The sequence below is a fragment of the Actinomycetospora sp. TBRC 11914 genome (assembly GCF_012933465.1).
In the GTDB taxonomy this organism is placed as follows: Bacteria; Actinomycetota; Actinomycetes; order Mycobacteriales; family Pseudonocardiaceae; genus Actinomycetospora.
On record NZ_JABBND010000021.1, the window covers coordinates 17632 to 31309 of the forward strand.

Consider the following 13678-nt stretch of genomic DNA (forward strand, 5'->3'; position numbering starts at 1 on the left):
CAGAAAGTGCTCACGAGCGCGGAGCGCACATCCCGGCGGCGAGCGTGTCCCCGGCCTGCGGGTCGATGACGAGGAACGAGCCGGTGGCGGCCACCCGCTCGTAGTCGTCGAGCGGCAGCGGCTCGGCCACGGTGATCGAGACGTTGCCGATGTCGTTGATCTCGAGGTTCTCCGGGCCCGGCACCCGCTCGAGCGTCTGCACGTCGAGCCGGTCCGCCACCTCGGTGATCATGGCCTGCACGGTGTGGGTGCCGTGCTTGACCAGCAGCCGGCGTCCGGGCACCAGCGGCTTCTCGTGCAGCCAGGCCAGGGTCGCGGTGAACTCGGTGACCGGTTCCGGGGCGTCGTCGGCGGCCGCGATCACCGCGCCGCGGGCGACGCCGAGGTCGTCGGCCAGGCGCAGCACCACGCTCTCGCCGGCGCTCGCCCGCTCCTGCGGGCCCTCGAAGCGGTCGATGCCCTCGATCGTCGTGCGCTGCCCGTCCGGCAGCACGACGACGGGGTCGCCCACCCGGACCGTGCCTGCCCCGACGAGGCCCGCGTAGCCCCGGTAGTCGGGGAACTCGGCGGTGCGCGGGCGGATCACGGTCTGCACCGGGAACCGGAACGGCGCCGCCGCGTCGGGCCCGTCGACCGGGACCGACTCGAGGTGGTCGAGCAGCGTCGGGCCGTCGTACCAGGGGGTGTTCTCGGAGGCCAGGACGACGTTGTCGCCCCGCTTGGCCGAGACCGGGATGGCGACGACGGCCTCGTCGTCGTACCCCAGTCGTTCCGCGATCTCGTGGAACTCCTTGGCGATCGTGGAGAAGGTCGGCTCGTCGTACTCGACCAGGTCGATCTTGTTGACGGCGAGCACGAGGCGCGGCACCCGCAGCAGCGCCATCACCGCGGCGTGGCGCCGGGTCTGCTCGACGACGCCGTGGCGCGCGTCCACGAGCAGCACGGCCAGCTGCGCGGTCGAGGCGCCGGTGACGGTGTTGCGGGTGTACTGGACGTGGCCGGGGGTGTCGGCGAGGACGAACGAGCGGTTCGGCGTCGCGAAGTAGCGGTAGGCCACGTCGATCGTGATGCCCTGCTCGCGCTCGCTGCGCAGCCCGTCGACCAGCAGCGACAGGTCGGGGTCGCCGCCGCCCTGGGTGGCGCGCTCGACGGCCTCGAGCTGGTCGGCGAGCACCGACTTGGTGTCGTAGAGCAGGCGCCCGACGAGCGTGGACTTGCCGTCGTCGACCGAACCCGCCGTCGCCAACCGCAGAAGATCGGTGGTCACTAGAAGTAGCCCTCCTTCTTGCGGTCCTCCATGGCGGCCTCGGAGAGCCGGTCGTCCGCACGCGTCGCGCCGCGCTCGGTCAACCGGGACTCGCGGACCTCGACCAGCACCTCGTCCAGCGTCGTGGCGGTCGACTCGACGGCGCCGGTGCACGACCCGTCCCCGACGGTGCGGTAGCGCACCGTCTTCGTGACGACCTCCTCGCCGTCACGCGGGCCGCCCCACGGGCCGCTGGTGAGCCACATGCCGTCGCGGGCGAACACGTCGCGGGTGTGCGCGTAGTAGATCGAGGGCAGCTCGATCTCCTCGCGGGCGATGTAGCGCCACACGTCGAGCTCGGTCCAGTTCGACAGCGGGAACACGCGCACGTGCTCGCCCGCCTTGTGGCGGCCGTTGTAGAGGTTCCACAGCTCGGGGCGCTGCCGCGAGGGGTCCCAGGCGCCGAACGCGGTGCGCAGGCTGAAGATGCGCTCCTTGGCCCGGGCACGCTCCTCGTCCCGGCGGCCGCCGCCGAAGACCGCGTCGTGGCGGTGCTCGGTGATCGCGTCGAGCAGGGGCGTGGTCTGCAGCGGGTTGCGGGTGCCGTCGGCGCGCTCGGAGAGCCGGCCGTCGTCGATGTACTCCTGGACGCTCGCGACCTCGAGGGTCAGCCCGTACCGCTCGACCACGGCGTCGCGGAAGTCGATGACCTCGTCGAAGTTGTGCCCGGTGTCCACGTGCAGCACCGGGAACGGCACCGGCGCGGGCCAGAACGCCTTGCGCGCGAGGTGCACCAGCAGCATCGAGTCCTTGCCGCCGGAGAAGAGGATGACCGGCCGGTCGAACTCGCCGGCGACCTCCCGGATGATGTGGATCGCCTCGGACTCGAGGGCGTCGAGCTCGTCGGTCGTCGTCAGCGGTGTCGCATCGCTGTCACTGGACGTCTGGAAATCCACACCCACGTCGGCGCTCATCCGTGCAGCCCGCACTCGGTCTTGGTGAAGCCCGCCCAGCGGCCGCTGCGCGGGTCGGCGCCGGGCGCCGGCTTGGCGGTGCAGGGCCGGCAGCCGATCGACGGGTAGCCCTCGGCCACCAGCGGGTTGACCAGCACCGCGTGCTCGGCGATGTAGGCGTCCATCTGCTCGTCGGACCAGTGGGCGATCGGGTTGACCTTGACCAGCCCGTGCCGCTCGTCCCAGGTGACCAGCGGCGTCGCGGCCCGCGTCGGGGCCTCCACCCGGCGCACCCCGGTGACCCACGCGTCGTAGTCCGCCAGCGTGTTCTGGAGGGGGACGACCTTGCGCAGGTTGCAGCACTGACCGGGGTCGGTCGCGAAGAGGTCCTTGCCCAGCAGCGCGTCCTGCTCGGCGACGGTGTGCTCGGGCTGGGCCTCGACGATGCGCACGCCGTAGGTCTGCGCGACCGCGTCGCGCGTCCCGAGGGTCTCGGCGAAGTGGTAGCCGGTCTCGAGGAAGAGCACGTCGACGCCGGGGCGCGCATCGGCGCCGAGCTTCACGAGCACCGCGTCCTGCATGTTCGACGCGACGATCAGGCCCGCGCCGTAGGTCTCAGCGGCCCACGCGAGGATCTGCTCGGTGAGCGCGCGGTGGTCCGTGGTCGCCTCGAGGGCGGCGAAGTGCTCGCCGGCCTCGAGGGCCTCGGCGCGACGGGCATCGACGGCCGTCCCGGAAACGCTGGTCATGCTGGGCCTCCCACCGGGCTCGGGGCCCGTGTGACGACGAAGGTGCTGCGGCAGTCGGCGCACTCCCACGCGCCCTCCGGGGTGTCCCGGGGGCGCAGGTCCTGCTCCCCGCAGTACGGGCAGTACTGGACCGGGAACGACCTCACGACAACTGGCCCTCCTCGGCGCGCACGACCCACTGGGCGAAGCGCTCGCCGTCCTCGCGGTGTTCCACGAACGACCGCACCACCCGCTCGACGTAGGGCCCGAGCTCGTCGGAGAGGACCTTGTGCCCGCGCAGCTTGCGCCCGAAGCCCGAGTCGAGCCCCAGCCCGCCGCCCAGGTGGACCTGGAAGCCCGCCGCCGGGTTGCCCTCGGCGTCGTTGACGATCTGGCCCTTGAGCCCGATGTCGGCGACCTGCACCCGCGCGCAGGAGTTGGGGCAGCCGTTGAGGTGGATCGAGATCGGCGTCTCGAGCTCCGGGGCGACCTCGGCGAGGCGCTGCTCGAGGTCCTCGACCAGGGTGCGGGCCCGCTCCTTGGTGTCGACGAACGCGAGCTTGCAGAACTCGATGCCGGTGCAGGCCATCGTCGCGCGCCGGAAGACGCTGGGCCGCGCGGGCAGCCCCAGGTGGTCGAGCGCGGCCGTCAGCGTGTCGAGCTGCTCGGACGGCACGTCCAGCACGAGGATCTTCTGGTAGGGGGTGAGCCGGACCCGCGTCGACCCGGCGTCCTCCGCGGCCTTGGCCACGCCCACCAGCGTCGACCCCGACGTCCGGCCCGCCGGCGGCGCGACCCCGACGTAGGACTTGCCGTCGACCTGGTCGTGGACCCCGACGTGGTCGATGGTCCCGGCGATCGGGTCGGGCGCCGGACCGTCGACCAGCTTGCGGCCCAGGTACTCGTCCTCGAGGACCTGCCGGAACTTCTCCGGGCCCCAGTCGGCGATGAGGAACTTCAGGCGGGCCCGGGTCCGCAGCCGGCGGTAGCCGTAGTCGCGGAACACCTGGGTCACGCCGTGCCATACGTCAGGGACTTCGTCGAGCGGCACCCATGCCCCGAGCCGCACCGCGAGCTTCGGGTTGGTGGACAGCCCGCCGCCGACGTGCAGGTCGAAGCCCGGCCCGTGCTCGGGGTGGACCACACCGACGAAGGAGATGTCGTTGACCTCGTGCGCGACGTCCTGCTGCCCGGAGATCGCGGTCTTGTACTTGCGGGGGAGGTTCGCGAGCGAGCGGTCGCCGATGAAGCGCTCGACGATCTCCGCGATCGCCGGCGAGCCGTCGATGACCTCATCGGCGCTGATCCCGGCCACCGGCGAGCCCAGGACCACGCGCGGGCAGTCACCGCAGGCCTCGGTGGTGTACAGCCCGACCGCCTCGAGCCGGCGCCAGATCTCCGGGACGTCCTCGACGCGGATCCAGTGCAGCTGGATGTTCTCGCGGTCGGTGACGTCGGCGGTGTCCCGCGCGAAGGTCTGGCTGATCTCGCCGATGACGCGCAGCTGCTCGGTGGTCAGCGCCCCGCCGTCGACCCGCACGCGCATCATGAAGTGCCGCGCGTCGAGCTCCTCCTCCTCGAGGTGCCCGGTGTCGGTGCCCGGAATCCCCTCGGCGCGCTGGGTGTAGAGCCCCATCCAGCGGAAGCGGCCGCGCAGGTCGGCCGGGTCGATCGAGTCGAACCCGCGGTGGGCGTAGATGTTCTCGATCCGCGCCCTGACGTTCAGCGGGTGGTCGTCCTTCTTCGACTGCTCGTTCTTGTTGAGCGGCTCGCGGTAGCCCAGCTTCCACTGGCCCTCGGCCTTGCCCTTGCGGGCCCGCGGCTTCTTGGGCACCACCGGCTTGTCGTCGGGGACGTCCCGGACGCCGAGCGGGGTGGTCTCGGCGTAGGACTCCTCGGGCGTCGAGGCGCCTTCACTGGACGGAGCGCTGGTCATCGGTGGTGCGTCCTCCGGTGAGCAGGCGCACGCGGTCGGACCCGCGCGGCACCTGCTGACGATCGTGGTGGTGGGTGCCCGCGGGGCGGGCGTCAGCGGCGCTGCTCAGCAGGCCGGGCAGAGTGCGCTGGACACACGCCCGAGGTCGACGTGGGGTCGACCGACGAGCATCGGGTCCAGGGAACGCACGGCGACCAGCGTGCCATGTGCGCCTGCCCGATTCCACCGGCTGTGGCGCCCACGGCATCTTGTCCGGACTTTTCCGCCCTCCGGGCCCGGGGGTCCGTGCCGCAGGCACAATCGGGACGTGCCCTCCGTGCCCCCCGGCGGCGACCCCGCCCCGGCCGACGGCGCGCTCCCCGCCGCCGCGCTCGACGGGCTGGGGACGCGCCCGTTCGGCGTCTACGTCCACGTGCCGTTCTGCGCCACGCGCTGCGGCTACTGCGACTTCAACACCTACACCGCCTCGGACCTCGGGCTGTCGCCCACCAGCACCGACGACCCCGCCTCGCCCGCCTCCTGGCTGGAGGGCCTGCGCCGCGAGCTCGACCTGGCGGCGCGGGTGCTGGGGGAGCCGCCGCGCGCCGACACCGTCTTCCTCGGCGGCGGCACCCCCTCCCTGCTGGGCGCGGACGGGCTGACGGCGGTGCTGGACGCGGTCCGGTCGTCGTTCGGGCTCGCGCCGGGCGCCGAGGTCACCACCGAGGCCAACCCGGAGTCGACGACGCCGGCCCTGCTCGCGGCCATCGCCGACGCCGGCTACACCCGGCTGTCGCTGGGGATGCAGTCCGACGTCGACCACGTCCTCGCCGTCCTCGACCGTCGGCACACGCCGGGCGCGGCGGTGCGGGTGGCGACGGCGGCCCGGGAGGCCGGGCTGGAGCACGTCAACCTCGACCTCATCTACGGCACTCCCACCGAGACCGACGACGACCTCCGCCGCTCGCTCGACGCGGTGCTCGCCTCGGGCGCCGACCACGTCTCCGCGTACTCGCTGATCGTGGAGGAGGGGACGGCGCTGGCCCGTCGTGTGGCCCGCGGCGAGCTGCCGATGCCCGACGACGACGTCCTCGCCGACCGCTACGAGATCGTCGACGACGTCCTCGCGGCGGCCGGGTTCGACTGGTACGAGGTGTCGAACTGGGCGCGGTCGGCCTCGGCGCGCTGCCGCCACAACCTGGGCTACTGGTCCGGCGGCGACTGGTGGGGCGCCGGGCCGGGCGCGCACTCGCACGTCGGTGGCGTGCGCTGGTGGAACGTCCGCCACCCGGCGCGGTACTCGAAGCTGCTGGCGGCGGGGTCCTCGCCCGCCGAGGCGCGGGAGCTGCTCGGGCCGGGCGAACGGCACGTCGAGCAGGTGCTGCTCGAGCTGCGCACCGTCGACGGCCTGGCGGTGACGGCCCTCGACGACGACGGCCGCGCGGCCGGCGCGCAGGCCGCGGCGGACGGGCTGCTGTCCGGCCCGGCCTGGCAGGGTGGCCGCGCCGTGCTCACCCGGCGCGGCCGGCTGCTCGCCGACGGCGTCGCCATCGCGCTGACGGGGGCCTGATGACCGGGACGACGCCGCCCGAGCCGACCCGGGTGGCGCTGCCCGCCATCACGCTCTCGGTGCACGACGTGGGCGACGGTCCGGCGGTGCTGCTGCTGCACGGCTTCCCCGACCGGGCGACGCTCTGGTCCGTGCAGATCGCGCGCCTCGCCGACGCCGGCTACCGCGTGATCGCCCCCGACCTGCGCGGGTTCGGCGACAGCGACCGTCCCGACGACGTCGAGGCCTACCGGCTCCGGCACTCCGTGGCCGACATGGTGGCGCTCCTCGGCGCGTTGGAGATCGAGCGGGTCGTGGTGGTCGGGCACGACTACGGGGCCGCGGTCGGGTGGGCGCTGGCCATGCGCAGCGCATCGGTGCGCGGCTACGTCGCCCTGTCCGTCGGGCACCCCAACGCCTTCCGGGCAGCGGGCCTCGCCCAGCGGGCCCTGTCCTGGTACATGCTCTGGTTCCTCCACCCCGGGGCCGCCGAGGCGGTGCTGCCCGCCGACGGCTGGGCGTTCTACCGCCGCTGGGCCCACCCGGGCACCGAGGACGACGACCTCGTCGAGACCCAGATCCGCGACCTCTCCCGGCCGGGAGCACTGACCGCGGGGCTGTCCTGGTACCGCGCCAACGTCGACCCGACGACGTTCGTCGACGAGCACCCCGTCGAGCTCCCGCCGGTGACGTGCCCGGTACTGGGCCTGATCGGCGAGGACGACGTCGCGCTGACCGAGGCGCAGATGGCCGGGTCGGCCGCGTTCGTCAGCGGCCCCTTCGAGTGCGTGACGCTGCCCGGGGCGGGGCACTGGCTCCCGGCGCGGCACGCCGACGCCGTCGACGAGCACCTGCTGGCGTTCCTCGACCGCCTCGACTGACGGCGCACCCGACCTGGGCCATGCGCGTGACGCATCGATGCAGCGGAGAAGGCATTTCTGTGGGGCGGCCCCGGTGCCTAGCGTCGCGGGCGAGCCGAGCGTCCGAAGGAGAGACACGATGAGCGCCGCCCCGTCCACCGCCGCCCCCGACGTCCACTCGGGCTACGTGGTCGACGACATCGGCCGGTTCGCCGCGGCGGCCGTCCCCGCCGACATCCCGCCCGCGGCCCTGACCGCGCTGAAGCGCAACGTGCTCGACGGTCTCGGCGCCGCGATCGCCGCACTCGAGGGCGAGCTGATCACCGGCCTGCGCCACCACGTCGGGACCGTCGACGGCCACCCCGTGGCCACGCTGATCGGTGGCGGCCGGGCGACCCTCACCCAGGCCATGCTGGTCAACTCGGTGCTGGTGCGCTACGTCGACCAGCTCGACACCTACCTGACCCCCGGCGGACTGTGCCATCCCGCGGACAACCTCGGCGCCGTGCTCGCCGCCGCGGAGTCCCGTGACGCGAGCGGCGAGGAGTTCCTGACCGCGCTCGCGGTGGCCTACGAACTGGGCTGCCGGTTCTCCGCGCAGGTGCCGGTGATGGCGCTGGGCCTCAACCACGCGCTGCAGCTGGCGATCTCGGTCGCCGCCGCCGGCGGACGGCTGCTCGGCCTGGACGCCACCCGGATCGCCCACGCCGTCGCGGCCGCCGCGGTCGACAACGTGTCGCTCTCCGCGGTGCACTCCGAGCCGGTGTCGATGTGGAAGGGCATCTCACCGGCCGTCACGGCGCAGCGCGCGGTCGAGGCCGCGGCCCTGGCCGCCCACGGCGTCACCGGCCCCCGGGGCCTGTTCGAGGGCCCCAACGGGCTCCACCAGCTGTTCGGGCAGACCGTGGACCTGCGCCTCGACGACCGGGACCTCGGCGTCGCCGAGCACACCCACCTCAAGAAGTACTGTGCGCTCATCCACGGCCAACCGGTGATCGAGAGCGTGCTCCACCTCGCGGCGGCGCACCAGCTGCGGCCCGAGCAGATCGACCACGTCCGCCTCGAGGTCTTCCAGACCGCCTACGACATCGCCGGCGGTGGCCGGTTCGGCGCCAAGGACGTCGTCGTCACCAAGGAACAGGCCGACTACAACCTGGCCTACCTGACCGCGGCCGCCCTGCTCGACGGGCAGGTCGGGCCCGAGCAGCTCCGGGAGGAGCGGATCCGCCGGGACGACGTCCAGGCCCTGATGCGCCGCGTCGAGGCCCGCCCCGACGACACCCTGACGGCGGGCTACCCCGGGACGACCCCGGTCCGGGTCCACCTCGTCCTCGCCGACGGCCGGGAGCTCTCGCGCGAGCAGACCGACCACGAGGGCGCGCCGACCCGGCCGCTGAGCTGGGACCGCGTCGTCGAGAAGTTCTCGTGGCTGGCCGAGCCCTTCGTCGATCCCGGCCTGGCGCGGGACATCGTCGACGCCGTCGGCGGGCTGGAGGGCATCGGGGTCCGCGAGCTCACCGGGCTGCTCGCCCGGGTGTCGCCCACCCCCCGCCGGTCGCGCACCCGGCGGCTCTGAGGATCCCCCGCGCAGCCGGTTCCCGACGACCCGAGGAGCAGCGGTGACCACACCCCCACCCATCACCGGGGAGGACCTCGACCCCGCCACCAGGGCGGTGCGCTACGAGCTCACCACTCTGCACTTCCGCCTGCTCGACGCACCCGCCGCCCTGGCCGGGGTGCAGCCCTGGGTCACCGCGCCCGAGGCACACGGCGAGCTCCTGGGCTGCTGGACCGCCGAGCACGGCCGCCTCGGCCGCGCCTACGTCCTGCGGGCCTTCGACGACGACGCCGAGCTGGCCGCCGAACGGGCGCGGGCCGCCGCCGACCGCCACCCCTTCGGCGCCGACGGTCAGCTCACCGACCTCGCGATGCAGGGCTTCGCGCCGTTCCCGTTCGTGCCCCGCGTCCGGCCCGGCCGCTACGGCAGCGTGTACGAGATCCGCGACTACCACCTGGTCCCCGGTGGGCTCCCGGCGACGATCGACGGCTGGCGCCGGCGCCTGCCCGGGCGGCACGTGGTCGACCCCGTCACCGTGGTCATGTACGCCCTCGACGGGCCCGCCCGCATCGTCCACATCTGGCCGTTCGCCGGCCTGGACGAACGCGTCGAGATCCGTCGGGACCTCTACACCACCGACCGGTGGCCCCCGCCCGGCGGCCCGGAGCACATCCTCGAGGCCGACTCGATCATGGCCTGGCCGGCCGACTTCTCCCCACTGGCCTGACGAGGCCGGGCGTGGACATCGAGCTCCGGCACCTCCGGGCGTTCGTGGCGGTGGCCGACCGGTCCTCGTTCACCCAGGCCGCGGACGCGCTGGCGATCACGCAGCCGCAGCTGAGCCGGACCGTGCGCCAGCTCGAGAACGCGCTGCGCGTCACGCTGCTCGACCGCAGCTCCCGCCACGTCGAGCTCACCGCGGTCGGGCGGCGGTTCTACGACCAGACCCGCACGGTGCTCGCGGAGCTCGACCGGGCGGTGGACGCGGTGCGGGCGCAGAGCACCCTGCGGCTCGGGTTCAGCTGGCTGCTGCCCGACCCCTGGGCGCAGCAGACCTTCGCCGCCTTCGAGGGCACGACCGGGGCCACGGTGGCCCTGGTGCGCTGTGACGACCCGATGGATGCGCTGACCGGCGCCGTCGTCGACGTCGTGCTGGTCCGCGGCCGCGTCACGCCGGCGAGCGGGGCCGCGGTGCAGCTGGTGCACCTGTTCGACGAGGCGCGGGTCGCGGTCTGCTCGACACACTCGGCCCTCGCGGAGCAGCCCGAGATCGCGTGGACGGACGTGCCCGGCTGGCCGCTGGTGGTCAACACCGTCTCCGGCACCACCACCGCGTCGTCCTGGCCGGCCGGGCACGGCCCCGCGAGGACCATCGAGACCTCGAACTTCGACGAGTGGATCGAGACCGTCGCGGCGGACCGCGGCATCGGCGTCGTGCCCGAGGTCGCGACGCGCCGCGGCATCCACCCCGCCGTGCGCTTCGTCCCCCTCACCGGCGCGCCGCCGAGCCCTGTGTCACTGGCTTTCCTGCCCCACGTGCAGGAGCCCCTGATGCGGACCTTCGTCGAGTGCGCCGTCCGGGCGGGGCAGCCAGACGGCCGGTGAGCTGCCCAGCGCCGGGGTGGTGGTCGACCAGCGCGGTGGGGTCTCGGACATGCGGATCACCGGGCCGAGGCTCTTGAGGTCCCCGTACGCGGTCGCGTCGTCGGTCACGGCGTAGGACTCGAACTCGTCGGGACGCAGTCGCCCCTCGGCGCGGGCGAACCCACCGAGGAGACCCTGTCGCTGCACCAGCATGGCGGCCTGGCACAGCGAGACCTCGACGCGGTAGCTGCCCCCGTCGCGGGCGCGGCGGGCCAGCGCGACCATCGCGCCGAAGCCGCCGAGGAATCCGGTGAGGAAGTCGCAGAGGTACACCGGGGTGAGCGCCGGGCGCCCGGCTCCCGCCGCCCGTCCCTGGACGTCGCACATCCCGGTCACGGCCTGCGCGACCTGATCCCATCCGGCCCGGTCCGCGAACGGTCCGCCGGAGCCGAAGCAGTTCACGGTCACCGACACCAGGCCGGGCCGGCGCGCGGCGAGCGCCTCGGGGCCGAAGCCGTGGGCCGCCAACCGGTGGGGCCGGTAGCCCTCGACGAACACGTCGGCCTCGTCGACGAGCGCGTGCAGCCGGTCGGCCTGTCCGGACCGCGTGTAGTCCAGGTAGGTGCTGCGCTTGCCGTGGCTGGTGTCGCGGACGAACGGCGGCACCTGCGGGAGGTGCGGTGCGGTCACCATGAGGGTGTCGGCGCCGTGCTCGGCGAGGCTCAGCCCCGCGGTGGGTCCGGCGAGGATGCGGGTCAGGTCCAGGACCCGGATCCCGGACAGCGGCTGCTCGCCGCCGCGCGGGAGCGGCTCGGGCGCGCTGTCGCCGATCCTGGTGATCTCGACGACGGGCCGGTGGCGAGGTAGGCGCCCTGGGGGTGCTCGAGCCACTCCCGCGGGGTGCGGACGACGCCACCGCACGCCCCGACGGCGGCGAGGGCGTCCTCGAGGTCGGCGGCCTTCCATCGAGCCACCGCGGCCCCGACCGACACCGGGTCCGGCCGGCAACCCAGCACGTCGCGCACCCGCCGTTCGAGGTGGGGGAGGTTGAAGTGCGGGACGAACCAGCGCCCGTCGGCCGTGGGCCACGGCTGGGTCAGCGAGACCATGTGCTCGACGTCCGGCGAGATCGGGGCGGGTCGGTAGGTCCCGTCCTCGCCGCGGACCCGGGTCATGTCCTCGCCGCCGAGGGCCGTCGCCGCCGCGGCCCGCCGGTCGACCCGGATGCGCTGGCGGCGGCCGGTCCTCGACTCCCACAGATCGTTCGCCGCGACCGCCCGTGCCGCGAGCGCGTCGGCGAGGACCCCGCCGACCCGGAACGGCGTGGGGAACAGGGGATCGTCGCCGGTGATCTCGAGCTCCCCGGGAACGAGGGGCGGCCCTCCTCGCACGGCCAGCAGTTCCCCGAGTGCGGTCGGGAGCGTCTCCGCGTCCATCCTCTCCTCCGATCCGTGGCGGGTGTCCGTCGCGGATCGGATCCGATCGAATTCGTGTCCGCGAGCCCGTGCCCGACACCGACGTTAGGAAGGGTGGATCGCCGGGAGAAATGCTCCTTCCTCGTCGTCGATGCGCCGCGTGCATCGACCCGCGTCGCACCTGCGGTTCCGGCCACCGACCCTCGCGCCGAGACCGCAACGGGCCGGAGATGCCGCTGTGCCCGCAGGGTGCCCGTCGGCCGAGGAGGGTCCGCGGCGCACGGCGACGACCGGGGACCGAAGGGAAGCCAGCATGTCCCCACCCACAGCATCGCGGCGATCACCGACCGGTCGCCGTAGCCGGGCCGATCAGCGTCACGGCGCCTTCCACGCGGTACCTCCGCCCGAACCTCGTGGACCGACTCCGGCACACCACCCCCGAGCCGACGGTCCCCATCCCGCCCAGCGCGGAGAGGGCACGGTGACGACGGGCGCCCCGCTCGCAGCGTGGGAAGCCTCGGCGGAGGCTGCGGCGGAAGCCGCCGCCGAGCTGCTGCTCAGCGTGGTGGCGCTGGCCGCCGACACCCTGGCCGCGGTGTTCTCACCCGCTGAGCTCGCCGCCGAGGTGATGACGCGTGCCACGGGCTGCCACCGCGGCCACGAGCGCGAGGGGATCACCACGGCCGAGCCCGGTCCGCGACCTCCGGGCCGGGAATGATCCCGACAGCGGGCAGGGCCACCGACGACCGCTTGTCCGCGACCCCGGAGGGGGTTGCGCGTTCCGATACCGTCAGTGCACGCACAAACCGTAGAACACCCATGCGGGCCCTCGTGTCGTCGAGGAGGTTCGGTGGGATGATCGATGCTCCGTCGGTGCTGCATCGTCGGGTCAGCACCCGCGATCCGGACGAGGCCCTCCAGTACGAACAGGCCTATACCCGGTTCCGGGTGCAGCCGTTCGACGCGGCAGGGTTCCGGTTCAGCCTGGCCGTGGCGGCGGTGGGCGCGTTGAGCGTGGGCCACCTGCTGCACACCGCTCGCGTCGACGCCCAGGCGGAGCCGCCGGCGCAGCTCACCGTCGTCGAGGCCGACAGCCCGATGCGGCTGGTCGACCGGGGCGGGGATCGGGCCTCCCGGCTGATGCTCACGCCGCACTGGTCGCCCCACACCGCCGCCTGGGCCGGCGGTCGCGTCCGGGTCACCACGGTCCACCTCGCCGAGGTCGGGCGGGTCGCCGCCGAGGTCGCCGATCTCGGCCGGGCCGGCGTGGAGTTCGGGGTGACGACTCCGCGCTCGCCGGGGCACGCCCGGTACTGGAACGCCCTGATCAGCCACCTGGATCGGGAGCTGCTCGCCGAGGACGATCTGATGGCCCAGCCGATCCTCTACGGCGAGGCGCTGCGCCAGCTCGTCCTCGGCGCGCTGGCGGTGTTCCCGAACAGCACCCTCGACCGCCAGCACACCGCCGGCCCGAACAGCGCCGAACCGGGCACCGTGCGCCGGGCCGTGGACTACATCGACGCCCACGCCGGCGAGCAGACCACTCTCACCGAGATCGCCGACGCCGCCCGGATCGGCCCCCGCGCCCTGCAGCTCGCGTTCCGCAAGCACCGCAACCAGCCTCCCCTGGCCTATCTGCGGCGGGTGCGCCTCGAGCGCGCCCACCGCGACCTCCAGGCCGGTGACCCCACCCGCGGCGACACCGTCGTCGCGATCGCCGCCCGCTGGGGCTTCGCCCACCCCGGCCGATTCGCCGGCGAGTACCGGCACTTCTACGGCCGCCCGCCCAGCGAGACCCTGCGCTCGTGAGCGTCCCGACCGCAGTCCGCTCATCGCCGAGACCCAGTCCGTTCATCCCAGGGAAGGTGAG

General features: G+C 73.8%; 14 protein-coding genes. 7 read left to right on the forward strand and 7 right to left on the reverse strand.

Going from position 1 to position 13678, the window contains the following annotated elements; genetic code table 11:
- Positions 1–10: 10 nt before the first annotated feature.
- The 5 genes from HH311_RS25595 to HH311_RS33770 all read right to left on the reverse strand — a co-directional run bounded on the left by HH311_RS25595 (position 11) and on the right by HH311_RS33770 (position 5052).
- Positions 11–1267: a sulfate adenylyltransferase subunit 1 gene (locus HH311_RS25595; RefSeq protein WP_169186544.1), complete on the reverse strand. Its 1257-nt coding sequence runs from the start codon at positions 1265–1267 to the stop codon at positions 11–13.
- Positions 1267–2220, reverse strand: coding sequence for a sulfate adenylyltransferase subunit CysD (cysD, locus tag HH311_RS25600; RefSeq protein ID WP_248304213.1), 954 nt, complete (start codon positions 2218–2220; stop codon positions 1267–1269). Before cysD ends, HH311_RS25595 begins: the two co-directional genes overlap by 1 nt.
- Positions 2217–2948, reverse strand: a complete 732-nt coding sequence (locus tag HH311_RS25605) for a phosphoadenylyl-sulfate reductase (RefSeq protein WP_169186545.1) — start codon at positions 2946–2948, stop codon at positions 2217–2219. Before HH311_RS25605 ends, cysD begins: the two co-directional genes overlap by 4 nt.
- A 142-nt stretch (positions 2949–3090) precedes the next feature.
- Positions 3091–4863, reverse strand: coding sequence for a nitrite/sulfite reductase (locus HH311_RS25610; RefSeq protein ID WP_169186546.1), 1773 nt, complete (start codon positions 4861–4863; stop codon positions 3091–3093).
- A gap of 105 nt (positions 4864–4968) precedes the next feature.
- Positions 4969–5052: a putative leader peptide gene (locus tag HH311_RS33770; RefSeq protein ID WP_396027462.1), complete on the reverse strand. Its 84-nt coding sequence runs from the start codon at positions 5050–5052 to the stop codon at positions 4969–4971.
- A gap of 118 nt (positions 5053–5170) precedes the next feature.
- Between HH311_RS33770 and hemW the strand changes: the two genes are divergently transcribed.
- The 5 genes from hemW to HH311_RS25635 all read left to right on the forward strand — a co-directional run bounded on the left by hemW (position 5171) and on the right by HH311_RS25635 (position 10414).
- Complete coding sequence (gene hemW / locus HH311_RS25615; protein ID WP_169186547.1) at positions 5171–6412, forward strand: radical SAM family heme chaperone HemW; 1242 nt, start codon at positions 5171–5173, stop codon at positions 6410–6412.
- On the forward strand, positions 6412–7272 hold the full coding sequence (locus HH311_RS25620) for an alpha/beta fold hydrolase (protein WP_169186548.1): 861 nt from the start codon (positions 6412–6414) through the stop codon (positions 7270–7272). The genes hemW and HH311_RS25620 overlap by 1 nt, the downstream gene beginning before the upstream one ends.
- A 118-nt stretch (positions 7273–7390) precedes the next feature.
- The gene (locus HH311_RS25625) at positions 7391–8827 is read left to right on the forward strand and encodes an MmgE/PrpD family protein (protein WP_169186549.1); all 1437 of its coding nucleotides are present in this window, start codon (positions 7391–7393) and stop codon (positions 8825–8827) included.
- Between the two features lie 43 nt (positions 8828–8870).
- Positions 8871–9536, forward strand: coding sequence for an NIPSNAP family protein (locus HH311_RS33585; RefSeq protein ID WP_169186550.1), 666 nt, complete (start codon positions 8871–8873; stop codon positions 9534–9536).
- An 11-nt stretch (positions 9537–9547) separates the two neighbouring features.
- On the forward strand, positions 9548–10414 hold the full coding sequence (locus HH311_RS25635) for a LysR family transcriptional regulator (protein WP_169186551.1): 867 nt from the start codon (positions 9548–9550) through the stop codon (positions 10412–10414).
- Here HH311_RS25635 and HH311_RS31110 read toward each other — a convergent pair.
- Both HH311_RS31110 and HH311_RS32240 read right to left on the reverse strand, forming a co-directional pair.
- The gene (locus HH311_RS31110) at positions 10325–11233 is read right to left on the reverse strand and encodes a CoA transferase (protein WP_312030415.1); all 909 of its coding nucleotides are present in this window, start codon (positions 11231–11233) and stop codon (positions 10325–10327) included. The genes HH311_RS25635 and HH311_RS31110 overlap by 90 nt on opposite strands.
- Positions 11149–11829, reverse strand: a complete 681-nt coding sequence (locus HH311_RS32240) for a hypothetical protein (RefSeq protein ID WP_248304214.1) — start codon at positions 11827–11829, stop codon at positions 11149–11151. Before HH311_RS32240 ends, HH311_RS31110 begins: the two co-directional genes overlap by 85 nt.
- A 460-nt stretch (positions 11830–12289) precedes the next feature.
- On the opposite strand from HH311_RS32240, the gene HH311_RS25645 reads away from it, so the two are divergent.
- The gene (locus tag HH311_RS25645) at positions 12290–12526 is read left to right on the forward strand and encodes a hypothetical protein (RefSeq protein WP_169186552.1); all 237 of its coding nucleotides are present in this window, start codon (positions 12290–12292) and stop codon (positions 12524–12526) included.
- A 137-nt stretch (positions 12527–12663) separates the two neighbouring features.
- Positions 12664–13617 (forward strand): helix-turn-helix transcriptional regulator, encoded by a 954-nt coding sequence (locus tag HH311_RS25650; protein WP_169186553.1) that lies wholly within the window; start codon positions 12664–12666, stop codon positions 13615–13617.
- The last annotated feature ends 61 nt before the right edge of the window (positions 13618–13678 follow it).